The sequence below is a fragment of the Luteibacter sp. 3190 genome, from assembly GCF_031456385.1.
Classification (GTDB): Bacteria; Pseudomonadota; Gammaproteobacteria; order Xanthomonadales; family Rhodanobacteraceae; genus Luteibacter.
The window spans coordinates 123,718-149,503 of record NZ_JAVDUO010000004.1 but is presented as its reverse complement, the minus strand read 5'-3'; the positions used below and the strand labels follow the sequence as shown (position 1 = coordinate 149,503).

Annotated in this window: 26 protein-coding genes; 13 read left to right on the top strand and 13 right to left on the bottom strand. The window is 68.2% G+C overall.

The genetic code is table 11. The features are described 5' to 3' along the window. Positions 1–9 precede the first annotated feature (9 nt). Positions 10–1,101: a sn-glycerol-3-phosphate ABC transporter ATP-binding protein UgpC gene (ugpC, locus tag J2X58_RS16355; RefSeq protein ID WP_310049465.1), complete on the bottom strand. Its 1,092-nt coding sequence runs from the start codon at positions 1,099–1,101 to the stop codon at positions 10–12. A gap of 219 nt (positions 1,102–1,320) precedes the next feature. Here ugpC and glk point away from each other — a divergent pair, with 219 nt between their 5' ends. Continuing rightward, positions 1,321–2,361 carry a glucokinase gene (gene glk, locus J2X58_RS16350; RefSeq protein ID WP_310049462.1) on the top strand — a complete coding sequence of 347 codons (1,041 nt, stop codon included), beginning with the start codon at positions 1,321–1,323 and terminating at the stop codon, positions 2,359–2,361. A 70-nt stretch (positions 2,362–2,431) separates the two neighbouring features. On the opposite strand, the gene J2X58_RS16345 is transcribed toward glk, so the two are convergent. The 6 genes from J2X58_RS16345 to secB form a co-directional block, all read right to left on the bottom strand. Next, positions 2,432–2,983 carry a hypothetical protein gene (locus J2X58_RS16345; protein ID WP_310049460.1) on the bottom strand — a complete coding sequence of 184 codons (552 nt, stop codon included), beginning with the start codon at positions 2,981–2,983 and terminating at the stop codon, positions 2,432–2,434. Between the two features lie 64 nt (positions 2,984–3,047). Beyond that, entirely contained in the window at positions 3,048–3,332 is a 285-nt protein-coding gene (locus J2X58_RS16340; protein ID WP_310049458.1) for an addiction module antidote protein, read from the bottom strand. Beyond that, the gene (locus J2X58_RS16335; protein WP_310049455.1) at positions 3,329–3,649 is read right to left on the bottom strand and encodes a type II toxin-antitoxin system RelE/ParE family toxin; all 321 of its coding nucleotides are present in this window, start codon (positions 3,647–3,649) and stop codon (positions 3,329–3,331) included. The genes J2X58_RS16340 and J2X58_RS16335 overlap by 4 nt, the downstream gene beginning before the upstream one ends. An 81-nt stretch (positions 3,650–3,730) precedes the next feature. Further along, positions 3,731–6,742 carry a DEAD/DEAH box helicase gene (locus J2X58_RS16330; RefSeq protein WP_090057545.1) on the bottom strand — a complete coding sequence of 1,004 codons (3,012 nt, stop codon included), beginning with the start codon at positions 6,740–6,742 and terminating at the stop codon, positions 3,731–3,733. 126 nt (positions 6,743–6,868) lie between these two features. Next, positions 6,869–7,903: an NAD(P)H-dependent glycerol-3-phosphate dehydrogenase gene (locus tag J2X58_RS16325; protein ID WP_310049451.1), complete on the bottom strand. Its 1,035-nt coding sequence runs from the start codon at positions 7,901–7,903 to the stop codon at positions 6,869–6,871. Positions 7,904–7,907: 4 nt separating this feature from the next. Then, entirely contained in the window at positions 7,908–8,399 is a 492-nt protein-coding gene (gene secB / locus J2X58_RS16320) for a protein-export chaperone SecB (RefSeq protein ID WP_090057550.1), read from the bottom strand. A gap of 304 nt (positions 8,400–8,703) precedes the next feature. Here secB and rpmB point away from each other — a divergent pair, with 304 nt between their 5' ends. Together rpmB and rpmG are read left to right on the top strand one after the other, a co-directional pair. Then, positions 8,704–8,940, top strand: a complete 237-nt coding sequence (rpmB, locus tag J2X58_RS16315; protein WP_089981369.1) for a 50S ribosomal protein L28 — start codon at positions 8,704–8,706, stop codon at positions 8,938–8,940. An 11-nt stretch (positions 8,941–8,951) separates the two neighbouring features. Beyond that, the gene (gene rpmG, locus J2X58_RS16310; protein ID WP_036109728.1) at positions 8,952–9,116 is read left to right on the top strand and encodes a 50S ribosomal protein L33; all 165 of its coding nucleotides are present in this window, start codon (positions 8,952–8,954) and stop codon (positions 9,114–9,116) included. A gap of 102 nt (positions 9,117–9,218) precedes the next feature. Here rpmG and J2X58_RS16305 read toward each other — a convergent pair whose 3' ends face one another. Continuing rightward, positions 9,219–10,133, bottom strand: a complete 915-nt coding sequence (locus J2X58_RS16305; protein ID WP_310049442.1) for an aromatic alcohol reductase — start codon at positions 10,131–10,133, stop codon at positions 9,219–9,221. Between the two features lie 146 nt (positions 10,134–10,279). Here J2X58_RS16305 and J2X58_RS16300 point away from each other — a divergent pair, with 146 nt between their 5' ends. After that, positions 10,280–11,182: a LysR substrate-binding domain-containing protein gene (locus J2X58_RS16300; RefSeq protein ID WP_310049441.1), complete on the top strand. Its 903-nt coding sequence runs from the start codon at positions 10,280–10,282 to the stop codon at positions 11,180–11,182. A 70-nt stretch (positions 11,183–11,252) separates the two neighbouring features. On the opposite strand, the gene J2X58_RS16295 is transcribed toward J2X58_RS16300, so the two are convergent. Continuing rightward, the gene (locus J2X58_RS16295) at positions 11,253–12,446 is read right to left on the bottom strand and encodes a fatty acid desaturase (RefSeq protein ID WP_090057555.1); all 1,194 of its coding nucleotides are present in this window, start codon (positions 12,444–12,446) and stop codon (positions 11,253–11,255) included. 21 nt (positions 12,447–12,467) lie between these two features. On the opposite strand from J2X58_RS16295, the gene J2X58_RS16290 reads away from it, so the two are divergent. The 6 genes from J2X58_RS16290 (at position 12,468) to J2X58_RS16265 (ending at position 17,872) form a co-directional block, all read left to right on the top strand. After that, a complete protein-coding gene (locus J2X58_RS16290; RefSeq protein WP_310049438.1) occupies positions 12,468–13,412 on the top strand; it encodes an ATP-binding cassette domain-containing protein in 945 nt (314 codons plus the stop codon). Further along, positions 13,409–14,164 carry an ABC transporter permease gene (locus J2X58_RS16285; protein ID WP_310049435.1) on the top strand — a complete coding sequence of 252 codons (756 nt, stop codon included), beginning with the start codon at positions 13,409–13,411 and terminating at the stop codon, positions 14,162–14,164. Before J2X58_RS16290 ends, J2X58_RS16285 begins: the two co-directional genes overlap by 4 nt. Continuing rightward, entirely contained in the window at positions 14,164–15,510 is a 1,347-nt protein-coding gene (locus J2X58_RS16280; RefSeq protein ID WP_310049424.1) for a DUF4350 domain-containing protein, read from the top strand. The genes J2X58_RS16285 and J2X58_RS16280 overlap by 1 nt, the downstream gene beginning before the upstream one ends. A gap of 1 nt (position 15,511) precedes the next feature. Beyond that, a complete protein-coding gene (locus J2X58_RS16275; protein WP_310049421.1) occupies positions 15,512–16,000 on the top strand; it encodes a hypothetical protein in 489 nt (162 codons plus the stop codon). A 39-nt stretch (positions 16,001–16,039) separates the two neighbouring features. Then, entirely contained in the window at positions 16,040–16,852 is an 813-nt protein-coding gene (gene mutM / locus J2X58_RS16270) for a bifunctional DNA-formamidopyrimidine glycosylase/DNA-(apurinic or apyrimidinic site) lyase (protein ID WP_310049419.1), read from the top strand. A gap of 93 nt (positions 16,853–16,945) precedes the next feature. Then, positions 16,946–17,872: a hypothetical protein gene (locus J2X58_RS16265; RefSeq protein ID WP_310049417.1), complete on the top strand. Its 927-nt coding sequence runs from the start codon at positions 16,946–16,948 to the stop codon at positions 17,870–17,872. Between the two features lie 4 nt (positions 17,873–17,876). Here the strand turns inward: J2X58_RS16265 and J2X58_RS16260 are convergent, their stop codons facing one another. Then, on the bottom strand, positions 17,877–18,650 hold the full coding sequence (locus tag J2X58_RS16260; RefSeq protein WP_310049415.1) for a hypothetical protein: 774 nt from the start codon (positions 18,648–18,650) through the stop codon (positions 17,877–17,879). Then, on the bottom strand, positions 18,647–19,300 hold the full coding sequence (locus J2X58_RS16255; protein WP_090179790.1) for a thymidine kinase: 654 nt from the start codon (positions 19,298–19,300) through the stop codon (positions 18,647–18,649). The genes J2X58_RS16260 and J2X58_RS16255 overlap by 4 nt, the downstream gene beginning before the upstream one ends. Before the next feature lie 105 nt (positions 19,301–19,405). On the opposite strand from J2X58_RS16255, the gene J2X58_RS16250 reads away from it, so the two are divergent. After that, a complete protein-coding gene (locus J2X58_RS16250) occupies positions 19,406–21,397 on the top strand; it encodes a UvrD-helicase domain-containing protein (RefSeq protein WP_090179793.1) in 1,992 nt (663 codons plus the stop codon). Positions 21,398–21,448: 51 nt separating this feature from the next. Here the strand turns inward: J2X58_RS16250 and J2X58_RS16245 are convergent, their stop codons facing one another. Together J2X58_RS16245 and J2X58_RS16240 are read right to left on the bottom strand one after the other, a co-directional pair. Next, complete coding sequence (locus J2X58_RS16245) at positions 21,449–22,468, bottom strand: AI-2E family transporter (RefSeq protein ID WP_090057581.1); 1,020 nt, start codon at positions 22,466–22,468, stop codon at positions 21,449–21,451. 66 nt (positions 22,469–22,534) lie between these two features. Further along, positions 22,535–23,554, bottom strand: coding sequence for an AI-2E family transporter (locus J2X58_RS16240; protein ID WP_090057582.1), 1,020 nt, complete (start codon positions 23,552–23,554; stop codon positions 22,535–22,537). Positions 23,555–23,698: 144 nt separating this feature from the next. Here J2X58_RS16240 and J2X58_RS16235 point away from each other — a divergent pair, with 144 nt between their 5' ends. Together J2X58_RS16235 and J2X58_RS16230 are read left to right on the top strand one after the other, a co-directional pair. After that, positions 23,699–24,610 (top strand): HAD family acid phosphatase, encoded by a 912-nt coding sequence (locus tag J2X58_RS16235; protein WP_310049408.1) that lies wholly within the window; start codon positions 23,699–23,701, stop codon positions 24,608–24,610. Positions 24,611–24,816: 206 nt separating this feature from the next. Next, complete coding sequence (locus J2X58_RS16230; RefSeq protein ID WP_310049406.1) at positions 24,817–25,773, top strand: hypothetical protein; 957 nt, start codon at positions 24,817–24,819, stop codon at positions 25,771–25,773. The last annotated feature ends 13 nt before the right edge of the window (positions 25,774–25,786 follow it).

Sequence of the window (25,786 nt, the reverse complement as noted above, 5' to 3'; positions counted from 1 at the left end):
TCCCGGCGCTCAGCCGATGCGGGCGGTGGATTCCGGATCGAAGAAATGCAGGCGTTCGGGCAGGAAACCCAGCGCGACATCGGTTCCCGGCTGCACGCTGGAGTGCGGCGGAACGCGCGCGACCAGCTCGTCGTCGCCCTGGCGCATGTTCAGGAACACCTCGTTGCCCACGGGCTCCACGACTTCCACGTGCGCGCGCAGGCGCTCCGCGACACCCTCGTGATCGCCCACGGTGAGGAGGTCCTCGGGACGGATGCCGACGATGACCGGCTTGTCCACGTAGGCCGCGAGCGCGGCGACATCCGAACCGAGCGCGATCGACCCGTCACGCGTTTCCAGCACGAGTCCGTCGGCGCGGCGCAGCGTGCCGTGGAACAGGTTCATCGCCGGACTGCCGAGGAAGCCGGCCACGAAGAGGTTCGCCGGCTTGTTGTAGAGGTTCATCGGCGTATCGAGCTGCTGGATCACGCCACCGTTGAGCACCACGATGCGCTGACCGAGCGTCATCGCCTCGATCTGGTCGTGCGTGACGTAGACCATCGTCGCGCCAAGGCGTCGATGAATACGCGCGATCTCCACGCGCGTGGACAGGCGCAGCTTCGCGTCGAGGTTCGACAACGGCTCGTCGAGCAGGAACACGGCGGGATCGCGCACGAGCGCGCGACCCAGCGCCACGCGCTGGCGCTGCCCGCCGGAGAGCGCGGCCGGTCGATGGTCGAGGCGTTCGTCGAGGCCGAGCATCCCGGACGCGCCGTCGACACGACGGTCGATCTCCTCCTTCGCCACTCCGCGGAGGCGCAGGCCGAAGCCGAGGTTCTCGCGCACGGTCATGTGGGGATACAGCGCGTAGTTCTGGAAGACCATCGCGATGTCGCGGTCCTTCGGCGCGACGTCGTTCACCACGCGGTCGCCGATGGTCATCGTGCCCCCGCTGATCGACTCCAGGCCGGCGATCATGCGCAGCAGGGTCGTCTTGCCGCAGCCCGACGGGCCGACAAGCACGAGGAGTTCACCGTCGGCGATCTCGAAGCTGGCCTCCTTCAGGGCCACGTGGCCGTTCGGATAGACCTTGCGTACTTTGTCGAGGCGAACCGCTGCCATCACTTTCTCCGGTGGGCGCCGCGGGCGACAGGTCGAGCCTGCCAATGGTCCGGGCAATGGAGTATTCTGCCGACGTAATCGTTTACGTCAAAGTGCCGGCAGGGAAGGCCGTTCAAGGAGAACCACGCTCGTAGCTAAGCGCGGGGACAGCCTTCACTAGACGCCAGCCCCCATGCGAGGCACCCTTGCGTGCTTCCGTGACACGACAGGTTCTCCAACATGGCCAACGTTAGCGCTCCGGCGCCGACCCTGCTCGCCGACCTCGGCGGCACCAATGTGCGCTTCGGCATCGCGCATCCGGAAGAAGATCAACCGCTTATCGAATCGAGCATCCGGAAGTACCACGTCAAGGACTACGCCTCCATGGCGGACGCCGCGAAGCAGTACTTCAAGGAAACGGGCCACGAGGCGACCCGCGCGATCATCGCCGCCGCTGGCCGTATCGACAACGGTGAGACCGTCAAGGTCACGAACAATCCGTGGGCCATCTCGGCGCATACGCTGGCGGGCGAACTCGGCCTCGAGTGGGTCCACCTCGTCAACGACTTCGCCGCGCAGTCGATGGCCGTGATGCTGATGAGCCCGGACAAGGCCCTGCGCGACGGCCATCGCGAGCTCGAGCGGATCGGCGAGCCGGCCGTTCCCGTAATCGGCGCCAAGGACGAGCAGACGTTCGTCGTCGTGGGTCCGGGCACGGGCCTGGGCGTCGGCGGCCTGCTGATCCGCGGCGACAAGGTCAGCGTGCTGCAGACCGAGGGCGGCCATGCCGGCTTCGCGGCACACAGCGCCGAGGACATCGAGATCCTCAAGGTGCTGAACCTCCGCTACGGCCGCGTCTCCAACGAGCGCCTGATCAGTGGCCAGGGCCTGGTGAACCTCTACACCGCGATCTGCGAGATCGCCGGCCAGAAGCCCGATGAGACGATCACGCCGGAAGATGTCACCAAGCGTGCGACGGAAGGCACCTGCCCGATGTGCGCGCGGGCCGTGCAAGCCCTCGCCGGCATCTTCGGCAGCGTGGCGGGCGACCTGGTCCTCACGCTCGGCGCATGGGACGGCGTGTATCTCACCGGCGGCATGACACCGATCCTGCTTCCGTGGATCCAGACGCATTTCCGCGAGCGTTTCGAAGCCAAGGGCCGCTTCCGCGACACGATGGAAAAGGTGCCGACGCAGGCGATCATGAATCCCGAGCCGGGCCTCATCGGCGGAGCCGCGCTCGCCATCGTCGAAGCCGGCGGCACGCCGCTGCATCGCTGATCCCTCGCTTCGTGCTGAAACGAAACGCCCGGCTCCCGCCGGGCGTTTCGTTTTGCCAGCTTCCTCGACGTCAGTCTGGACTGAACGAGACGCTCCGAAGGCATCCGGGTGCGCCGTCCGCGAAGCTGAACACCACGCTTCCGCGATCGACGTTCGCTGACCAGACCACTCGCTTCGACGCGTCGGGCATGTCCGGCCTCGGCGTGTCCCGAAGTTCGAGCCCTGGGTAGTGAGTCAGGACTTCACCTCGGGAGACGCAACGCCCGCCGATGTCGATGACCGCCACCGCCAGCCGTCCATCCCTGCGCTGTCGCAACTCGGAACGCGTGACGGTGGTCGAGGGCGAAAAGGGACCAGCACCGCTTTCGGATCGATCGTCGTCGCTCGACGACGGGGAGCTTCCGGGCCAAACGCCGCGCAGCGCTTCCTCGCCCTCCGCCAGCCGGCTCGCGATGTCGTTCACCCGCTGCCAGAAAACGGGATCCTGATCGCCAGCGTCGCCGGATGCGGGAAGGCTGTGGTTGGCGTCGTACGCCGTGAACAAGGCCAGCAGAAGCGCGCCAGCAGCTCTTGCGATCATCGATGACTTCTCATATGTCCAGGTTGCGCGTTGAACATCCATGCCCCGGTTCTCGCCCGGCGCCCCTCTCTTTCTTTCTGCCGCAGTCTCGCAGCCCGCCCGGTGATCACGCCGCGTGCAGGTGCACGCCGAGCGCGCGCATCACGCGCATGACGGTGGCGAACTCGGGGTTGCCGTCCGTCGCCAGCGCCCGGTAGAGGCCTTCGCGCGAGATGCCGCTGGCGCGTGCGACGTGCGTCATGCCGCGCGCCCGCGCGATGTCGCCAAGCGCGGCGCGTACGAGGCTGCCATCGCCTGGGTCGTCGGCGAGACAGGCGTTGAGGTAGCGCGTCTGGTCGGCCTCGGTCCGGAGGCGGTCGGCGGCATCCCAGCGTGTGAATCGTTCTTTCATGCACCGTGGTCCCATGCTGCGGCGATGGCGATCGCCCGTTCGATGTCGGCGCGCTGACTGCTCTTGTCGCCGCCTGTCAGAAGGATGACCAGCGCCGACGCGCGCACGATGTAGTAGAGGCGATATCCGGGACCGCAGGCGATGCGCATCTCGCGGACACCCGATCCGACGTGCTTGACGTCGCCCGGATGACCCAACGACATACGACGCAACCTCGCCTGTATGCGCGCAGTCGCGTCCGCATCGCGAAGCCGCGAAAACCAGCGCCGGAATGTCTCGCTCTGGACGATCTCATACGTGGATCGACCGTAACCCATAAGTTACGCTCGTGACCTATGGATTACAAGCCTCGCGCCGTGGTCCGACGCAATCGCCGGCGCATTCCCCGGCGGTGCGGCCTACGTCGAGGGAGCGAGCAGCGCGTCGAGGTCGCTTTCGTCGAAGCTGAGGCGCTCGCGACTGCCACCGCCTTCGAGGACCGCATCGGCGAGTTCCGCCTTGCGGGCCTTCAGCTCTTCGATGCGCTCTTCCACCGTTCCCGCCGTGATGAGGCGATAGACGAAGACGGGCTTGTCCTGGCCGATGCGATGCGCGCGATCGCTCGCCTGCGCTTCGGCCGCCGGGTTCCACCACGGGTCGTAGTGGATGACGGTGTCGGCACTGGTGAGGTTGAGTCCGACGCCGCCGGCCTTGAGCGACAGCAGGAAGAGCGGCACCTCGCCATCCTGGAAGCGCTGCACGGGCTCGGCGCGATCGCGTGTCTCGCCGGTGAGCGTGACGTACGCGATGCGGCGACGATCGAGTTCGTGCGCGATGAGCTTGAGCATCTCGGTGAACTGGCTGAAGAGCAGCACGCGACGCCCTTCGGCGAGTAGCGCGGGCAGCATGTCCATCAGCAGCTCGAACTTCGCGGATTCGCGGACGCCACGCGCGGCTTCGAGCTTCACGAGCCGCGGATCGCAGCAGACCTGGCGGAGCTTCAGCAGCGCGTCGAGCACCACGATGCCGCTGTGCGCGATACCGCGCTGCGCGATCACCTCGCGCAGCTCTTCCGCCAGCGACAGGCGCAGGCTTTCGTACAGATCGCGCTGCTTCGGCTCCATGACGACGCGACGCGTGATTTCCGTCTTCGCCGGCAGTTCCGATGCCACCTGCGCCTTCGTGCGGCGCAGGATGAACGGCGCGATGCGGCGATTGAGCCGGTCCTGGCAGTCGATGTCCTGGTGCTTCTCGATCGGCACGCGATAGTGACGACGGAACGCTCCCTCGTCGCCGAGCAGTCCCGGCACCGCGAGGTCGATCTGCGACCACAACTCGCCCAGGTGGTTTTCCAGCGGCGTGCCGGTGAGGCACAGGCAACGCTGCACCTTCAGCGCGAGCAGCGCGCGGCGCGCCTGCGTGCGCGGGTTCTTCACCTGTTGCGCCTCGTCGAGAACGACGAGCGAGAAGGCGTGCTTCTTCAGTGTCTCGACGTCGCGCGGAAGAAGCGCGTACGTGGTCAGGATCACGTCGTGCTCGGCGATGCGCGCGAACGTCTCGGCGCGTTGCGGGCCATGCAGCGCCAGCAACGTGAGTTCCGGCGCGAAGCGCGCGACCTCCGAAATCCAGTTCGGCACGAGGCTCGTCGGCACCACGACCAGCGCCGGCGACGACAGGTTGCCGCTCTCCTTCAGCGCGACCAGGTGCGTGATGAGCTGCAGGGTCTTGCCCAGGCCCATGTCGTCGGCGAGCACACCGCCGGTGCCCGCTTCGGCGAGCGCGTTCATCCAGCGCAGGCCGTCGCGCTGGTAACCGCGCAGCTCGGCACGGATGCCGGCCGGCACGGCGTCGCTCGCGCGCTCGGCCGCCTCGCGCAGGCGGCGCGTGAAGCCGCGCAGTCGCTCCGGCGCTTCGAACGACCCGCCGCTCGGCAGGGCCTGCACGAGTTCCTCCAGACGCCCCGCCTGCACGCGCGGAAGGTGAAGCTGCTGGCGAGGCTTCTCGAGGTATTCGGCCAGCGGCGCGAGGAGGCCGCGCAATTCCTTCAGCCGCACCGGCACGCGGCGACGATCGTCGACCGGGGCATACCAGACCGAGTCTTCCGCCTCGCCCGGGAGCGGGCTCAGGCTGAGCTGATGCTCGGCCAGGGCCTGCGCCACGGCCGGCAGCAGGTTGACCCGCTTGCCTTCGACTTCGATGCCGATCTCGAGATCGAAGGCGCGATCGGCATCGTCCTCGTCGGCTTGTCCGTACCAGCGCACCGGGCCTTCGAGGACTTCGAACGGGAAGCTGCGGTCGTACTCGAGCAGGAAACCGTCCGCTTCGAGCCGCGGACGCAGGGCGAGCCATCGCGCCGGCGTGTTCACTTCCAGCGCGCCGGCATAGCCCTTGCCCGGAAAGAGCCAGGCGTCCTCCGGCAGCGTGTCCGCCATGTCCCAGGGGAGACCCTCGGTGTCGACGGCAGGATTCAGCCCGGCGGACTCGAGGCTTTCCATGGTCGCGAGTTCTTCGGCCCGGCGACGGCAGATCTCGAGGAGCGTTCCGTTGCGCACGCGGCGCACCAGTGGCTCACCGCCACGCCCGGGCAGGCGCTCGCCGGCGTAATCGAAAGCGAGCCGGCCGTATGCGAGCGGCGGCGTTCCGGCGGCCAGGCGGGCGTGGCGCGTCAGCGCATGCAGTACGAGCACGGGCCGTGGCGAGACTTCCGCGCGACGCATCGCGCCGAACACCTGCGGTTCCGGAAGACGATTGCCGAAGCGCGTGCCGTCGCGGCCGGCGATGAACGCGGCGGTGCTCTCCGGCGGCAGCGCCGGGAGGTCGAGCCACGCGCTCTCGGACGGATCGCCCTCGAGCGGGCCGACCTCGGCGTGTTCGGCGTCGAGGTACCAGAGCGAACCCACGCGGAACAGGCGCTGGCTCGCAGGCACGTCGGGTAGCAGCTTCTGGCTGCCGTCCTTCTCGAGGCTCCAGCGCCAACGCAACGCGTGCGGTTTGCCGCGCGAGAGCTGCAGGCCGGCGACGCCGCCGAAGAAGCACGGTGCGTTGTCGAGCACCTCGGCCAGCAGCTGGTCGCCGAGCGTACCGGTGAAACGGGCGTAGCTCCGGCTCTTGCGCAACGTCTGGGGCAGTCCGAGCAGCGTCGCGGCGAGCCGCTTCTCGGTCACCGTGAGCGCGGATTCGGGCAGGTGGCGACTGTCGAGCGGCAAGGGGCGCGAGTAACGGCCGTCGGCGCTGACGGAAAGCAGCACGGGCGCGACGTCCAGCCGGGCGGCCGGCTCATGGTCGTCGTTGACCGCCTCGACGAAAAAACCGAGCACGGTGCGGTCGGTCGGCGCCGCCGGGGCCGCGCCGTCGAGCGCGCGCCGCCACGCCTGCGGCAGCGAACCGGCCGGCTCGTCCCCCCTGCTGCGCTTGTCGTCCGGTTGATGCATCCGTACCGATCCTGCCCGCGCGATCAAAACAGGAAGCTTAGCAAACGCAGGATGAGGAACCCGTAGGACTTTTTACCCAGTGGACCGGCCCGGTTCAGCGAGCCGGGCGTCGGCCTGGCCCGCGTCTCAGCGCCGGTTGGCGAACAGGTCGACCGGGTACTCGGCCTTCTGCTCACGGCCCATCAGGCTGCGCAGGCCCTCGGCGGGTGTGACTTCACCATGCAGCACGGCACGCACCGCGGCCGAGATCGGCAGGTCCAGCCCGTGGAAGCCGGCGAGCCGCGCCACCTCGTCGGCCGTGACGACACTCTCGACCACCTGGCCGATCTGGCGCACGGCCTCGTCGAGCGGAATGCCCTTGCCCAGGGCGAGCCCGAGCCGGCGGTTGCGCGAGAGGTCGCCCGTGCACGTGAGCACGAGGTCGCCGAGGCCCGCCAGCCCCATCAGGGTCTCGGCCCGCGCGCCCAGCGCCACGCCGAGCCGCAGCATTTCGTTCATGCCACGGGTGATGAGGCCCGCGCGCGCATTGAGCCCAAGCTCCATGCCGTCGGCCACGCCCGTCGCCACCGCAAGCACGTTCTTCATTGCGCCACCGAGCTCGGCGCCGAGGATGTCGTTGCCCGTGTAGGCACGGAAGTTCGGCGCGTGCAGCAGCACGGCGAGCTCCTTGCCGAAGGCTTCGTCGGTCGCGTGCACCGTGACCGCGCTGGGCAGACCCGCCGTGACTTCGCGTGCGAACGAGGGCCCCGTGACGACCGCCGCGGGGCGGCCCGGCAGCTTCTCGTTGACGAGCTCGTGCAGGAAACGACCGGTGCCGGTCTCGAAGCCCTTGGTCGCCCAGGAGATCTTCGCTCCGGCCTCGAGCAGCGGCACGATCTGGTCGAGCATCGCCGCGAAGGCGTGGCTCGGCACCACCATGAGGACGATGTCCGCCCCGCGCAGCACCGCCGCGAGATCGGACTCGTAGGCGAGCTCGGGCGGGAGGTCGAGATCGGGCAGGTAACGCAGGTTGCGGCGCGCCGCGGCCATGGCCGCGAGCGCGTCCGCGTCGCGCCCCCACAGTCGCGTGGCGACGTCGTTGCGCGCCAGCAGCGCGGCCAGCGCGGTACCCCAGGACCCGGCGCCGAGAACGGCGACGGTGGGTCGGGAAGCGGCGCTCATCGCGTCAGCTGTTGAGGGTATGGGCACCCACGCCTTCGACCTGCTGGCGCTGCTGCTCGGCGTAGAGGGCGTCGAAGTTGATCGGCTGCAGCAGGAACGGCGGGAAACCACCCTCCTGGATCATCGCCGAGACCATCTGGCGGCCGTACGGGAACAGCAGGTTCGGGCAGTAGGAGCCGAGGATGCCGTCGCGGTCTTCGTCGCTGAAGCCGGCGATGCCGAAGATGCCGGCCTGATGCACTTCGGCCAGGTACGCCGTGCGCTCGCCCAGGTTGCAGGTGAGGGTCAGGCTGAGGACGACTTCGAACAGATCGTTGCCCAGGTCCGTCGCCTTGTGGCCCAGGTTGAGCTGGACCTGCGGCTGCGCCTCGGTTTCGCCCATTTCCTGGAACACCTGCGGGGCGTTCGGGGCTTCGAAGGAGGCGTCCTTCACGTAGATCTTCTGCAGCACGAGCTGCGGCTGGCCGGCCTGGCCGTTGGCGGTGATTTCTGCCATTGCGTTGTCCTCGGGAAGGCGTCGTCTGGAGTGGGCGTGTGCCGGGGGCACGAAAGCCGGGATTGTTTCATACAACACGGCGCGGCGCACAGTCCGGCTTGCGCGGGCACGTGGGATTCTGAGAGAATGCCCGGCTTCCCTATGCCAACCCGATGCGTCGGGCAGGCCCGTCACGCGATGCGGGCCCTCAGCGGCGGAAGCGCTCCACCCTCCAGCCATCGCGTGGCGCCCGGTCGAACGGCGCGTCGCTGGGCCGTCGCCGTCCTGGCCAAAGGATGGTCCAACGAATCTAGAGGAGGTCATCATGGCCCGTAGATGCCAAGTCACCAACAAGGGTGTGCAGACCGGTAACAACGTCTCGCACGCGAACAACAAGACCCGTCGCCGCTGGCTGCCGAACCTGCACGAGCGTCGCTTCTGGGTCGCCAGCGAGAACCGCTGGGTGAAGCTGCGCGTTTCCAACCACGCGCTGCGCACCATCGACAAGAACGGCATCGAAGCCGTGCTGGCCGACCTCCGTTCCCGCGGCGAAAAGATCTAAGGAGATCGAACATGGCAAGCAAGCGCGATAAGCACCGCCTGATTTCCACCGCGGGCACCGGTCACTTCTACACGACCACCAAGAACAAGAAGAACACCCCGGAAAAGATGGTCTTCATGAAGTACGACCCCGTCGTCCGGAAGCACGTCGAATACAAGGAAGGCAAGATCAAGTGATCTTCCGAAGAAAGCCGCCGAAAGGCGGCTTTCTTTTTGCCTTGATAAAGGCGTGCCATCTGACGATGGCGGGAGCCGCCGAAAGGCGGCTTTCTTTTTGCTTCAACACTCGAGGCGGGATCGCAGGTAGCCCTCGACGTCGACCGTCTCGTACCCGTGCCGCCGGTTGAACGTCCGCGACATCTCCCACCACATCCCGTCGCCGCGCGCGAAGGCCGCCCGGTATCGCGCCATCACGTCGTCGGGCGCGTTGGCGAGATCGGCGCGCAGCCTGTCGAGCGTCCACAGCGTCCTTTCGACCTTCTTCCCCGTGACGCGCTCGACCACGTCCGCCAGCTCGCCGTACGAGATCGTGTCGCCGGCCAGGTAGACGACCTCGTTCGCGATCCACGGCTCGGCCAGCAGGATCTCCGTCGTGAGCCTGCCGATATCGTCGGGCGTGGTGACGGTGACTCGCGTTTCCCAGCTGCCGAGGCCGTTGACCTTTCCCGCGTCGAGGTCGACCACGCCGAACGCAGGCTCGAACAGGAAACTCGTGAACATGCCCGTCGACACGATCACCCATTCGGTTCCGCGCTGCGCACGCAGCACCTGACGGACGTCGTACTGCTCGTCGAAGACGGGCTGCCCGCTGCCACGTCCGACGACGTCGTAATCCACCCCGAACTGCCACGGGAAGTAACGGTAAACCCCTGCCGCCAGCACGGCGCGCGTGATCTTCATCTGCGTTCCCGGACCCGCGACGAACCCGGTCGCGTTCAGCACCGTGCGGTACCGCGAGAAGAGCGCCGCCAGCGACGCTTCGTCCGCCATGAGGTCGAAGCCGACGACGTCGACGCCCAACCGTTCGAGCGCCTCCTGCCCCGACGGCTCGGTCAGACTCGCCGGCGACACCAGTACCGTCAGTCGGTGGCCCGCCGCCCGAGCGCGCGGCGCCAGCGCGCGCAGTACCGCCATGCCCAGTTGTCCCGCGCCGAGGACGAGGACGTCCTTGAGCGCTTCGCTTTCGTTCACCATGTTGTTCGCCCTCTTCGATGCAATGACCAAGCCAGCCACCATGGTGCTCGATGAGAAGCCGGTGATAGGCTGCGCGTGCACGACTTCATAGTTCGTCATCGCGCAACAATCCTGGTCGGTGCGCCGGCCGCGTCACGGAGCCCCGCATGGATCGTCTGCAGGCGATGGAGACATTCATTCGCGTGATCGAGGCCGGCAGCTTCCGCAGGGCCGCCGAGACCATGCACGTCCTTCCGTCAACGGTGACGCGCACCATCAAGGAGCTCGAGGCGCACCTGGGCGCGAGGCTGCTCAACCGGACGACCCGCTCCCTGAGCCTCACCGACGCGGGCCTTCGTTACTTCGACAGCTGCAAGGCGATCCTGCACGACGTGCGGGCGGCGGAGGCCACGGCTCAGCAGACCGGCGCGCCCCGAGGATCGATCACGATCGGCACCACCCCGTCGCTCGCGACGCATTTCATCATTCCCGCCCTCGGCGGTTTCCACGCACGGTATCCGGGCATCGACCTCGACCTGCACCTGGCGGATGCCACCGTCGACGTCATCCAGCGCGGCATCGACTGCGTGATCCGGGCCGGCGAGCTTCGCCCCTCGCGCCTCGTCGCCCGTCGCCTCGGCGCGTTCCGATGGTACGTGTGCGGTTCACCGGCGTACTTCGAACGTCACGGCATGCCCGACTCCATCGAGGCAATGGGCCGGCACACGGCCGTCGGCTATGTGAACAGCCAGACGGGCCGCTCGATCGCGTGGCCGTTCCGGCAAGGGACGGAGACAGTGAGCATCGCGATGAAGGAACGCGTCCGCGTCAACGACACCGATGCGTATGTCGCGGCCGGCATGGCCGGGCTGGGCCTGATCCGTGTCGCCAGCTACATGGTGCGCGAGCCGCTCGCGGAGGGGCGTCTGATCCGGGTGCTCGCCGATGTCGATGCGCCCCTGGAACCGGTGTCGGCCCTCTATCCGCAGAGTCGCCACCTCGCCCCCGCCGTGCGCGCCTTCATCGACTGGGCCGTCGAACTGTTCGCCGACGCGGCACGACACTGGTGATCGTCCACGCATGAAAAAGGCGCCGACCCTCCCGAGTCGGCGCCCTTTCGGACCTGCGTAGCGCTTCGACTCAGACGCCGACCGCGGAGTACCCCTTCAGGCGCTGCGCGAACTGCTGGAGCGAACGAATGCCGCTCTGCTCCGCCTCGACGATCCACTGCTGGAGCGCCTTGAGCGACTTCTCCGCACCGCGCTCTTCCATCAGCGCGACGAGGCGAGCGCGGAACTCGCACACGGTCTGCAGCGCGGGGCGATTGGCGAGCGCGGCATGCATGCGCTCGCGGGCGTCGTTGTCCAGCCAGCGGCCGCCATCGGCCAGCGCGCGGCGCAGGCGACGCGGAATGGCCTTGATGCTCTCGCCGGCCTGGCCGACTTCCTCGCGCATCGTCGGCAGGATGACGTTGCGGTAGTAATCGGTGGTGGCCTGGAACCGCAGCGCCAGCACGCCCTTGAGCGTCTCGGCGTCCGGCAGGTGGACGTTCGGGCGGATGTTCAGCGTCGGCGCGACGCGGAGCACCTTGGCGAGGCCGAGGAAGCGCAGGCCGCAGATGGCCGCCCAGCCGATGTCGAACTCCCACTTGCGCAGCGCGAACTTCGCCGAGCTCGGGAACGCGTGGTGATTGTTGTGCAGCTCTTCGCCACCGATCCAGAAGCCCCACGGCGAGATGTTCGTGGCCGTGTCGGAGCTCTCGAAGTTGCGGTAGCCCCACCAGTGGCCGATGCCGTTGACGAAACCGGCGGCCCAGAACGGGATCCAGATCATCTGCACCGCCCACAGCGCCATGCCGACCACGCCGAACAGCGACAGGTCGATCACGGCCATGAGCACCGGACCCCAGTACGGGTGCTTGCCGAACAGGTGACGCTCGAACCAGTCGTCGGGCGTGCCGCGACCGTACTTCTCCATGTCGGCCTTGTTTTCGCTGGCCTCACGGTAGAGGGAGACGCCGTCGAGGAAGACCTTCTTGATGCCGAAGATCTGCGGGCTGTGCGGATCCTCCTCGGTCTCGACCTTGGCGTGGTGCTTGCGGTGGATGGCCACCCACTCCTTCACCACCATGCCCGTGGTCAGCCAGCCCCAGAAACGGAAGAAGCCGTTGAGGGTCCAGTGGAAATCCACGCCGCGATGGGTCGCGCTACGGTGGTAGTAGAGCGTCACCGTGAAGATGGTGAGCTGGGTGACCACCAGCATGTACACGACGATCTCGCCCCAGCTTGCGCGGGTGAGGCCGTTGGACAGGAAATCGAGCAGGGTGTCGAGCATTCAGTCGGTACCGCGCGGGAAGTGAAGGGATCGTGCCTGACCAGTCTAACCAGCCGGTTCCATACCCACCAGCACGGTTTCCGGCGATTTGTGAAAACGGCGGTTGTCGGATCCGGCGGCCATTCCGCACAATCGCGGGATGACACCGACGCCCACCGTTCATCCGCCCGCCGCCCCGTCGACACGATGGGAGCAGGATTCTGCAAGAAGCGCGGCGATGGGCGACGTACGGGCATGATCGGAGACGGCTTGCTGAACGTCGAAGGCGTTTCCCGCCGCCGCGCCGGCCGCGCGGCGGTCGCCGACGTCTCGTTCCGCCTGAACGGCGGTGAAGTGCTTGGCCTGCTCGGCGTCAATGGCGCGGGCAAATCCACGACGCTTTCGATGCTCGCGGGCGCCCTGCGACCCGATCGCGGAAGGATCCTCCTGGCCGGCAAGGATTTCGTGGCCCACCCCGGCCTGGCACGCACGCTGGTGGGCTGGCTTCCCGAAAGCGCCCCCTTGTGGCCCGAACTCTCGGTCGACGAGCACCTGCTGGCGTTCGCCCGGCTGCGCGGGGCGACGCGCGCGGCCGCCCGCCGGGCGGCCGATGCGATGGTCGCGCGCCTTCAGCTGGAACCGCTGCGGCGGCGGATGGCCGGAGTCCTTTCCCAGGGCCAGCGCCAGCGCCTGGGGCTGGCGTGCGCCCTCGTGCACGATCCGGCGTTGATCATCCTCGACGAACCGGCGAACGCGCTCGACCCCGTCCAGGTCGGCGAATTGCGCAAGCTCATCCGCGAGCGCGCCGCCGCCGGAGCGGCAGTCATTCTTTCCACGCATGTGCTCGGCGAGGTCGTCGCCGTGTGCGACCGGGTGGCGATCCTCCACGAGGGCTCGCTCCGCCATGACGCCCCACTGCAGGGCGACGAAGGCGGCAAGGCGCTGGAGGCCACCTTCTTCGGCATCGCCACGGGGAACGCGGCATGACCGTCCTCGCCGTCACGGGACTCGAACTCCGCCGCCTCGCCGTCCGGCCCCTGGCCTGGGCGCTCGCCGCGCTCACCATCGCCTGGCTCGCGTGGACCTTCATCCTCGGCCTCGGCCAGTTCGTCGCCCAGCAGGTGAAATACGCCGCGGTGGCCGACGCGCCGGGCTTCACCGATCTGGTCGCCATTCCGCTGCTCGCCGAGCTCGCCAAGCTCGCCTTCCTCGTCGTGCCGCTGATGACGATGACGCAGCTCGCCGGGGAGCGCCGGAACGGCACCCTCGCCCTCCTCGCCTCGACCGGCCTGCCGCCGTGGCGGATCGTGCTCGGCAAGTACCTCGCGGTGCTCGTGTGGCTCGCCCTGTGGCTGATGGCGACACTCGCCATGCCGCTTGTCGTCGGCCTCGAGTCGACCGCCGACTGGGGCAAGCTGGCCTCGGCCACCCTCGGCACGGCGCTGATGCTGGCCACGCTCGCCGCCATCGGCATCGCCTGCTCGGCGGCGACGAGCTTTCCCGCCATCGCCGCCGCCATGGCGCTGATCGTCACGCTGGCCTTGTGGACGATCGACCGGGGCGCCCAGGCGGCCGGCGTGAACGGTGGGTTCCTCGAGTGGCTGACGATGGCGACGCACCTGCAGAACCTCCTGCGCGGCCTCGTGACCACCGCGGACCTCGCATGGTTCGCGCTCGCGATCGCATTCGCCCTGACCCTCGCGATCCGTCGCCTGGGCGCCGACCGGGAGCGCCAGTGATGCGCCGCCTCGACCGCTGGTTCGTGCTCCTCGGCCTGATCGTCGCGACCGGCTGCCTCGGCTTCCTCAGCGCGCGACACAGCTGGACATGGGACTGGACGCGCGGCGCGCGCGCCAGCCTCGCGCCGGAGAGCGTCGCCGTGCTCGGAAAACTTCCGGGCCGCGTCGAGGTCGTCGGCTACCTGTCGCCAGCCGGCCCGCTGCGCGAGCAGATCGCCGCGGTGATGGAGCGCTACACGCGCGCGAAACCCGATCTGGTCCTCTCCTTCGTCGATCCCGACCTCGATCCGGCGGCGTCGCGGCAGCTGGGCATCGCAGGCGACGGCGCGCTGCTGATCCGTTACCACGGCCGCGAGGAACGCGTCGAAAGCCCCATCAACGAACGCAACCTGTCCAACGCGCTCGAACGCCTCGCGCGCGGCGGCCAGCGCATCGTCGCCTTCGTCACCGGCGACGGCGAGCGTCAGGCCGACGGTCGTGCGAACGCCGACCTCGGCACGTTCATGCGCCAGGTGGAACGGCGCGGCATCCGGGCCGTGCCCCTCAACTTCAGCCAGACGCGCGGCGTTCCCGAGCACACCGACCTCGTGGTGCTGGCGAGCCCGGTGGCCGCCCTGCCGGCCCAGAGCGTGACGGCGCTCGTCGACTACGTGCGCGACGGCGGCAACCTGCTCTGGCTCACCGAGCCCGCGAACGACGACCTCGGCACCGGCGCGCTCGCCGACGTGCTCGGCGTGCGCGTGCTGCCCGGCGTCCTCGTCGATGGCCAGGGCAGCACGCTCAACGTCAACGATCCGCGCCTCGTTGTGGTGGGCGACTATCCTTTCCATGCGATCACGCGCGCGTTCCGCGAAACGACGCTGTTCCCGCAGGTCGCGGCACTCGCGCAGGTATCCGACCACGACTGGGCCGTGGTGCCCTTCCTGCGCTCCGGCGAACGCAGCTGGACCGCGTTCGGAGGCATCGACAACGACAAGCCGTCGACAGTCGCCTTCCATCCCGAAGCCGGCGAACTGAAGGGACCGCTCGATTTCGCGTTCGCGCTCAACCGCCTCTCGCCCAGCCCGGCGAAGAGCGAACAGCGAGCCGTGGTGATCGGCGATGGCGACTTCCTCTCCAACACCTATGTCGGCAACGGCGGCAATCGCGCGCTCGGCGAGCGCATCCTCGACTGGCTGCTCGGCGACGACGTGCTCGTCGACCTGCCCGCGCGCGGCGCGCCCGATCGCGTGATCTCGCTCTCGCAGGACGGCCTCAACGCCGTGACCTTCGGCTTCCTCGTCTTCCTGCCCCTCGTGCTGCTGGCGCTCGGCGTCGGCATCGCGTGGCGACGCCGGCGGCGCTGACGTGCTCGCACGCGTCGCAGGCATCGTGGCGTTGATCGCGCTCGTCGGAGCGGTGGCCTGGCAATGGCATGCCGACGATGCCGAAGCGCGCGCGCATCTGCTGACGCCTCTCGATCCGGATGCCGTGACGCATGTCGAGGTGTCGCTGAAAGGCCTGCCCGTCCAGCGGTTCGACCGCCACGACGGCCGCTGGACGAACGGCACCGGCGCCGTCGATCAGGGTCGCGCCGACGAACTCGCGTCGCTGGCGGCCACGCCCGTCGCGGACTGGCGGCCGGCGAGCGCCTTCGACCCCGCGAAGATCGGCCTGGCGCCCCCGCTGGCCGAGTTGCGCCTGGACGATACACGGATCGAGTTCGGCGAGATGACCGCCCTGGGCAAGCAGCGCTACGCGCGCATCGGCGACCGCATCGCCATCGTCCCCGCGCAAGCCCTGCCAAGGGCGCCGCGCACGTCGCCGTTGCCCACGTCGGCCTCGACGGCACCGTGACCGCTTGCCCGGAACGCCGGGAAACCCCATCTTTCGCGCATGCCTGAACTGCCCGAAGTCGAAACCACCCGCCGCGGAATCGCACCGCACATCGAAGGGCGACGGGTAACCGGCGTGGTCCTGCGCCGTCCCGATCTGCGCTGGCCCATTCCGCCGGAGATCGCGACGCTGCTGCCGGGTCAGGTCGTCGACGCGGTGGAACGGCGCGCCAAGTACCTCCTGTTGCACACGGCGGCCGGTACGGCACTGCTGCATCTGGGCATGTCCGGCATGCTGCGCGTGCTCCCCGCCGACACGCCGCCCGGCAAGCACGACCATGTCGACATCCTGCTCGACTCCGGCCGCGTGCTCCGCTTCACGGATCCGCGTCGCTTCGGCGCCCTGCTCTGGCAGATGCCGGACGAAACGCACGAATTGCTCGAAGGCATCGGGCCGGAACCCCTCACCGAGGCGTTCGACGGCGACCTGCTGTGGCGCCTCTCGCGCGGTCGCACCGCGGCCGTGAAGACGTTCCTGATGGACAACGCCGTGGTCGTCGGCGTCGGCAACATCTATGCAAGCGAAGCCTTGTTCGCCGCCGGCATCGATCCGCGTCGCGCCGCCGGGAAGGTCTCGCGCGAGCGCTACGCGCGGCTCGCCACGGAGGTGAAGCGCATCCTCGCGTACGCCATCGAACGGGGCGGCACGACGCTGCGCGACTTCCTCGCACCGGACGGCGCGCCGGGCTACTTCTTCCAGGAACTCAACGCCTACGGCCGGGCGGGCGAGCCCTGCAAGACCTGTGGCGCGGCCATCCGCGTCGTGACGCTCGGCCAACGCGCGTCGTTCTACTGCCCAGGCTGCCAGAAGTAGGCAGGACTACACGAACCCGGGTAGTGAACCGACGGCGACGCCCGGGCACCGCTTCATAGACTTTCTCCATGCCTTGCCACATGGAAGTCTCCCGTGCCCACCACCATGCACACGCGGCTCGCCGGACTGACGGTATTCGCCATCGCCAACCTGCTGGCCCATGCGGCCAATGCCGACACGCCGACCGACCTGAGCCGCCCCTTCGACCGCTACAGCTGGGTGACGACGCACAACGCGTTCACCAGCAACGGCTCGTTTCCGAACCAGCGCCAGACGATCGAGGAGCAGCTCGCCGCGGGCGTTCGCGCGTTCATGCTCGATCTGCATGAACACCGCGGCCGGGTGAGCCTTTGCCATAACCGGTGCACCACCCCGCCGACCCACTTCGCCGATCTGGTCAACGGAACGCTGCTACCGTTCCTCGAGCGCGATCCGTCGGCGGTGCTGATGCTCCATCTGGAGGACTTCACGACGCGCGACGCGCTCGTCGCCGAACTGGAGAGGGCGCCCGCCCTGGCGGCGATGACGTTCGATCCCGACGCGTGGGACATCGATGGCTGGCCGACCTACGAAGCGATCGTGCAGAGCGGCCGGCGCATCCTCGTCTTCACCCTCGCCAACGAGCAAAGCGGCCGCATCGACACGCCGGCCGGGCCCGTCCACTTCATGCGCAGCGACGCGTTCACGGTGGAGAATTACTGGAGCCTCGGCACACCGGTCATCGAGCACAATTACGCGTGCTACAGCCGATGGAAGCACGTTCCCCTGTCCGAGGCCGAGGTCGCGGGAAAGCCGGGGTGGCGCCGGCTTTTCACCATGAACCACTTCCACGACGCGGCGACGCCCCTGACCGACTGGCACGTGGCGGCGGACAACGACTTCGACCGGCTACACGTCCGCTACGTCGACTACTGCCGTCCCGCCGCGGGGCGCAAGCCGAACTTCGTCGCGGTCGACATCCACGAGGACGGCGACACGGCGAAGTTCGTGCATTGGCTCAACGCGTTCGCGCCGGACTGACGCGTCAGTCCGGCCAGCGCATCGCCGCATGGGAGTTGTTGAAGCGTGGATCTTCCTCGTCGCCGGAAAGCACGACGGCGAGGCCGCCCGGCACGCCGTCGACCTCGAGCGCCTGCCCTTCGTCGAAGCGCGAGCCCAGCGCCCCGAGCTCCACGAGGCGTTCCGAGAGCGCGCCCGCGCGGTCGACTTCGCGATCGGGCACGTTGGTCAGGCTGATGTCCGGGCGTCCGAACTTGCGCATGCCGCGGGTCCGGATCCACGAACGACCCTTGGTCTCTTCGGGACTGCACAGGATCAGCACGTGGTTCCGCGGCGGCGCGCCGCCCTGCACGAGGTAGTGCTCGCGCCAGGCGCCCTTGTCGAACAGGGTCAGGATCTGCGGATCCACCACGGCGGTGCCGCCGACATCGAGCAGCCCCGCCACGACACCCAGGGTGTCGCGCAGGTAGTCGAGGGTGTCGCGGTCGGGGAAGCGCCCACGGATCGCGATCACATGCGGCGCGGCCTTCGCGGCCTTGAAGGCCTCGGCGTTGTCCTCGCGCAACAGTTCGCCGAGCGCGCCGGAAAGCGGGTAGCCTTCCCAGCGCGCGAGCACGGCGTTCTGGAAGCGCTGCAGCTCGACGCCCTCGGGCAGGCCCGGGCTACCGTACTTCGCGGCCGGAATGGCGAGGTCCTCGGGGAAGGCGCCGAAGACGAAGAACAGGAGCACGGCCTGCTCGTCGCTTTCCTGCCAGTAGGGGCGCGGCCATTCGGCGGCAGGGGTCGTCGTCTCGGTCACGCGTGGGATCCTTCTTCGGGGTCGGTTTCGCCGAGGGGCAGCACGGGCTGCTGAAGCTCGATACGTCCGTCGCCGCCGGTGATGCTCTTGAACTCGGCGCGACTGACGGAGACATAGCGGTCGTTTCCGCCGATCTCAACCTGCGGGCCCTGGGTCACGGCGCGCCCGTGCTCGTCGACGCGGACGACCATCGTGGCCTTCTTGCCCGAGTGGCAGATCGTCTTGATCTCCTCCAGGTTGTCGGCCCACGCCAGCAGATAACGGCTGCCCTCGAAGAGCTCGCCGCGAAAATCGGTCCGCAGGCCGTAGGCCAGGACCGGGATGCCCAGGCGGTCGACCACGTCCGACAGCTGCCAGACCTGCGCCTTGCTCATGAACTGCGCCTCGTCCACCAGCACGCAGTGGAGCGCGCCGCGGTTCGCGATGTCCTTCTCGACGATCGCGAAGATGTCGTCCTCCCCCGCGAACCGCATCGCGCGGGCCTGGAGGCCGATCCGGGAGGCCACGACGCCTTCGCCGTAGCGGTCGTCCAGCGCCGGCGTGAGAATCAGCGTCCGCATCCCGCGCTCATGGTAGTTGTGCGCGCTCTGCAGCAGCGTGGTGGTCTTTCCGGCATTCATCGCCGAGTAGTAGAAGTAGAGCTTGGCCATGGACTTTCCGGTACGTGACGGTCCAGTTTACCGCCTCGCGAGCCCGGGGCCTCCACCTGCTACCATCGGGGCCCTCGTCCGCCTGTCCTAGTGGCCGATCCCACGATGCTCAACCCGCAACAACACGCGGCCGTCGAATACTGCGACGGCCCCCTCCTCGTGCTGGCCGGCGCCGGCTCCGGCAAGACCCGTGTCATCACGGAGAAGATCTCGCACCTGATTTCCCGCCGGCATCTCGCCGCCGAGAAGATCGCCGCGATCACGTTCACCAACAAGGCAGCGAAAGAGATGCGCGAGCGCGTCTCGAAGCTCATCTCGGACGATGCCGCCCGGGCGCTGACGGTGTGCACCTTCCATGCGCTGGGCCTGAAGTTCCTGCAGATCGAGCACGACCGCGCGCAGTTGCGCCGCGGGTTCTCGGTGCTGGACGCCGACGACAGCGCGAACATGATCAAGGAGCTCTCGCCCAAGGGCGTGAAGCCCGAGGTGATCCAGGGCATTCGCAACCTCGTCGGCCGCGCGAAGAACGCCGGCCTGACGCCCGAGGAAGCGATGGCCTCCGCGCGCAGCCCGCGCGAGATCGAGGCCGCGACGATCTACGATCTCTACCAGCAGCGCCTCGCCGCCTTCAACGCGGTGGACTTCGACGACCTCATCCGGCTGCCGCTGCGCATCCTCGAGACGGACGACGAGGCGCGCGCCATCTGGCAGGAGCGCCTGCGCTACCTGCTGGTCGACGAATACCAGGACACCAACGACGCGCAGTACCGCCTGCTGAAGGCCATCGCAGGCCCGAAGGCGCGCTTCACCTGCGTCGGCGACGACGACCAGAGCATCTACGCGTGGCGCGGTGCGAATCCGGAGAACATCGACCAGCTCGGCCGCGATTTCCCCAACCTGCGCGTGATTAAGCTGGAGCAGAACTACCGCTGCGCGAAGCGCATCCTGCGTGCCGCGAACCAGCTGATCGCGAACAACCCGCACGTGCACGAGAAGAAGCTCTGGAGCGACCACATCGAGGGTCCGCCGATCCGCGTGCTCGAGTGCAAGGACAACGAGCACGAGGCCGAACGCATCGCCGCCATCGCCTCGAACCTGCACGAGAAGTACAAGGAAAAGGGCGTTCGCTGGGACGACTTCTGCATCCTTTACCGCGGCAACTTCCAGGCGCGCGTGATCGAGAAGGCGCTGCGCCTGGCGCGCGTGCCGTACCACCTCAGCGGCGCGCTGTCGTTCCTCGACCGCGCCGAGGTGAAGGACATCCTCTGCTACCTGCGGCTGATCACCAACCCGACCGACGACGCCGCCTTCCTGCGCGTCGTCAACGTGCCCAAGCGCGAGATCGGCGCCACGTCGCTGGAGAAGCTCGGGCAGATCGCGCAGACACGCAACGCGTCGCTCCTCGACGCCGCCCGCAGCGACGCGGCGTTGAAATCCATCAGCCCCCGTCCGGCGGGCGCGCTCGCCAGCTTCGCGCGGCTGATGGACGAACTACGCAGCCACGCCGTGCACGAAAGCGCCGCGGACCTGGTGAACACGGTCATCGAGAAGACCGGATACGGCGCGCAGATCGCGGCCTCGACGCCGGACGAAGCGCTGCGCGAACGTCGGCTGGGCAACCTGCGCGAACTGACCGACTGGTTCCGCGCGATGGGCAAGGACGGCGGCCGCACCGGCGACATCGCGGCGCAGCTGGCACTGCTCAGCCATGCCGACCGCGACGATCCGGGCAACGCGCTGCGCATGATGACGCTGCACTCGGCCAAGGGCCTCGAATTCCGCTTCGTGTTCATCGTGGGCTGCGAGGACGGAACCCTTCCGCACGAGGGTGCGATCGACGAAGGGCGCCTCGACGAGGAACGGCGCCTGATGTACGTCGGCATCACCCGCGCGAAGGAGTTGCTGACGCTCTCCTTCGCCGCGAAGTCGCGCAAGTACGGCGAGATCCTCACCAACGATCCCAGCCGTTTCCTCGACGAGCTGCCGCAGGACGACCTGCACTGGGACGGCAAGGATCCGGAAGCCGACGCCGAGGTGAAGAAGGAGACGGCGGCGACGCACATGGCGCGCATCCGCGCCATGCTCGCCGGCGGCTGACGCCACCGCGAGCACCCGATCGCATCGGCGATGCCGCGCGGCGGCGCTTGATCACACCAGCCCTTCGGCCTCGAGCTCGCTCTTCAGGTAGGCGTAGTAGATCGGCGCGGCCACCAGCCCCGCCAGGCCGAACGCGGCCTCGAAGGCGAGCATCGCGACGAGCAGCTCCCAGGTGCGCGCACGGATCTGCCCGCCGACGATGCGCGCGTTGAGGAAGTACTCGAGCTTGTGCACCACGACGAGGAAACCGAGCGCGGCCACGCCCACCCATAGCGATACCGATAGCGCCGCGATCGTCACGAGCGTGTTCGAGATGAGGTTGCCGACGACGGGCAGCAGGCCGGTCACGAAGGTCACGATCACGAGCGTCTTCGCCAGCGGCACGTGCACGCCGAACAGCGGCAGCGCGACCAGCAGGAAGAGACCGGCGAGCGCCGTGTTGATCGCCGAGATCTTCAGCTGCGCGAAGATGATGTTGTGGAAGGCGCGCGCGAGGCGCGCCGCGCGCGTCGCCAGCTCCGACGAGAGCGGACGCGACGGCCGGTGCCCGGCACCGTGACTCACGGCCACGATGGCGCCGAGCACGAGGCCGATCAGGACATGCGCGAAGACGCGCGCGGCGGTCGTGCCGACCAGACGCAGGTCGCCGGAGTGCTCGTGGGCCCAGGCCATGCCCTGCTCCCGGAAGTCGATGAAGCTGTCGGGCAGGTTCGACGTGAGCCAAGCGGGCAGCTGCTCGTGCGCCTTGGTCAGGAGCGGCAGCAGCTTGGCATCCCACAGCGCCTGGGGATCGCCCAGGTCGCGACGGTAGAACGTCAACGCGGCCACGACGATCCCGATGATGGCGCCGACGACCACCACGGTGACCACGCCGACGGCGAAGAAGCGGGCGCGCTCGCCGGGGACGACCCGCCGGATCAGCGGCGTCAGCGTTTCCACGACCTCGTAGACCAGGAGCCCCGCCAGAAGCGCGGAGATGAGATGGAGCATCAGGATGCCCCATAGCGCGAGTGCCGCCAGCACGTACGTGACGATGCGGATGGCGCGTGCGTTGTACGGGGTATCCGGCATGGAGGGCTCCTCGGGGTGGCGCGATTCCAGCAGCACGGCGATGAACGCGGCATCAAACCCGCGAGGTCAGATCAGCCGCTCGGCTTCCAGCTCGGCTTTCAGGTAGGCGTAGAAGATCGGCGCCGCCACCACGCCGGGCAGCCCGAACGCCGCCTCGAAGAGCAGCATCGCCACCAGCAATTCCCACGCCCGCGCGCGGATCTGGCTGCCGACGATGCGCGCGTTGAGGAAGTACTCGAACTTGTGGATGACGATCAGGAACGCCAGCGCGCCGAGACCGACGTACAGCGATACCGAAAGGCCGACGACGGTGATGGCCGTGTTGGACAGGAGGTTCCCGATCACGGGCAGCAGGCCCACCACGAAGGTGATCACGATCAGCGTCTTCGTCAGCGGCAGGTGCACGCCGAACATCGGCAGCACGGCGAGCAGATAGATCGCGGTGAACAAGGTATTGAACAGCGAGATCTTGATCTGCGCGAAGACGATGTTGTGGAAGGCGTCGGCGAGGCGCGCGGCGCGCAGGCTCAGCTCCGCCGCGAACGGACCGACCTGGTGCGTCGGCCGCGTACGGCTGAGTGCCACGATCGCGCCCAGCACGAGGCCGATCAGGATGTGCACCACCACGCGAGCGGCTTCCTTGCCCGCCAGCTGCAGCGTGACGGCGTGCGAGCGCGCCCAGTCCATCGCCGTCACGCGCAGCGCCTCCACGCTGTCCGGCAGGCGGTCGACGATCGCGGGCGGCAGCTGCTGCCGGGCGCGCTCGACCAGCGGCATGAGCCGGTTCTGCCAGAGGTCTTCGGGGTTGCCGATCTCGTTGCGGAAGAAGCTGATGCCGCCGAACACGAGGAGCGTGAGCAGACCCACGACGAGCACGCCGACGAGGGCCACGACGAGCACGCGCGCCCGGTCGCCCGAAAGCCGTCGGCCCATGAGCGGCGCGGTCGACACGACCACCTCGTAGACCAGGAGTCCGGCCAGGAGCGCCGGCAACAAACGCAGGTAAAGGACGAGGAACAGGCCGAGTCCGGCGGCGATATAACTGGCGATGCGCACGGCGTGCGATCGCGAGGTGGCGACTTCCATGGACGGTTCCGTCGTGGATGAGGGCGCAGTCTGTCAGCAGGTGGGGCCTTTGCGCCAGAGGCGTGCCGCCGTCGTCACGCTGTCGTAAACTGCCCGCAGAATCGCCGCGCCACGGGCGCGGTGCCCGTCTCCACAGGGGTTTGCATGATCAGGTTCGCTCCGGTCGCACTCGCGGCCGCGCTGTCACTCGCGGGCTGCGCTCACACGCCGAAGGCCACCGCGCCGATACCGGTTCCAGCGTCGAGTGCCAGCGCGTCCGCGCCGGCGCCGGCTGGCCCCGCCGCCGACGACAACCTCAACGCCGTGGCCTGGTCGCAGAACGCGAGCGAGCACGATTTCATCTATCTGCAGACCTACCGCGACGCGACGGAGAAACTCCTCAAGGCGAAGAAGGACCCGACGTGGGACGCCCTGCCGAAGGCGGACCGCGCCGCGCACCCGTCGCTGAAGGGTCTGAAGCCGGCCGTGATCCTCGACATCGACGAGACCGTGCTCGACAACTCGCCCTACCAGGCCCGCCTCGTGCGCTCCGGCGGCGAGTTCGACGAGGCCGCATGGGCGGCGTGGTGCAAGGAGGCGATCGCCCGTCCGCTGCCCGGCGCGCTCGAATTCACGAAGTTCGCCGCCGACCATGGCGTGGCCGTGTTCTACATCTCGAACCGGGCGAAGGATCTCGACGAGGCGACGCTCGCCAACCTCCGTTCGGCCGGGTTCCCGGTCGCGGACAAGTCCTCGTTCCTGGGCCTGGGCACCTTCGTCGAAGGATGCGAGCAGGCGGGTAGCGAGAAGGGCTGCCGCCGCCAGCTGGTCGGCAAGGACCATCGCGTGCTGATGCAGTTCGGCGATCAAATCGGCGACTTCACCGACGTGTATGGCAACAACGCCGAAGGTCGCGCGAAGGCCATGGCGCCCTACACCGCGTGGATCGGAGAGCGCTGGTTCGTGCTGCCTAACCCGACGTACGGCGCCTGGGAAAGCGCGCTGTTCGACAACGACTACGGCCTGCCGCGGTCCGAGCGCCGCGCGAGGAAGATCGAATCGCTTCGCACCAAATAAATCAGTGAGTTACGGCACATAACCTGACATATTGCTTTAGCAATGTGAGCCAACTATCATTCCACTCGCCGAAACCTGCGGTGCCCAAAGCAAAGCAGGCAAGGCCATTTCCCTTTCCGGCTTCGGGCTGGATAACCCCGTGAGGCCTCCGGCTTCCGGGGTTTTTTCTTGTTACGCTTCCCGATCCCGTTGTCGACATGCGTGCCATGCCCCGCACTTTCCCGAAGACCCTGGCCCTCCTGCTGGTCCTCGCGCTCGTCGCTGCCTGCAACCGGCAGAAGGAAGCGCCCGGCACGCCCGGCGGCGGCTCGCCGGAGGACGCCACGCGCGAATCGCTGCAGCTGCTGCGCGACGGTAAGTTCGACCTCTTCTGGAAACACGCCCTGCCGCCCGCCGACTTCGCGACGCTGCGCGCCGACTGGCCGCGCCGCAACGCCGCGAACGAGCCGATGTCGGACGAGGATCGGGCGAAGTTCGAGAACGGCGTGAAACGACTCACGGAGCCCGACGCCGAGAAGAAACTCTTCGCCGACCTGCGGCCGACGCTCGTCCGCTTCGACCGCGACTACAAGGACCAGATGCCGCTGATCGCGGGCATCGGCCAGTCGATGGCGCTCACGGCCATCGACCAGGCGAAGGACCTGACGCTGTCGCAGAAACGGCAGCTTCGCGAGGCCGTGAACATCGTCGGTCCGTGGGCCCAGACGGTGTCGTGGGGCGATCAGGCGAAGGCGAAGCAGGCCATCGCCACGGTCGTCGACACCGCACGGCAGGCCCATCTCTCGACGCCGGACGCGCTGCATGCGATGAACTTCGAGCAATCGATGGCGACCTGGTCGACGGCGTGGCTTGGCTTCAAGCGCCTGCTGGACGTGTACGGGCTGTCGATCGACAAGACGTTCGACTCGGTGAGCATCGACACGCTGGAGCGCGGCGGCGGCTCCGCCCACGTGAAGATCACCTACACCCTGCTCGACAAGCCCATCCAGACCGACGCCACGATGGTGCTGCTCGACGGCCGCTGGTACGACAGCGATCTCCTGCAACGCGTGCGCGACGAGCACGCCCGCCTCGCCCCGCCCGCTCCCGCGACCAGCGTTCCCGCGCGCCCCGGCACCGCCGCCACCCCCGCCGCGCCCGTCGCGGACGCCAGAGCCCCCTGAGGCCTTACAATCG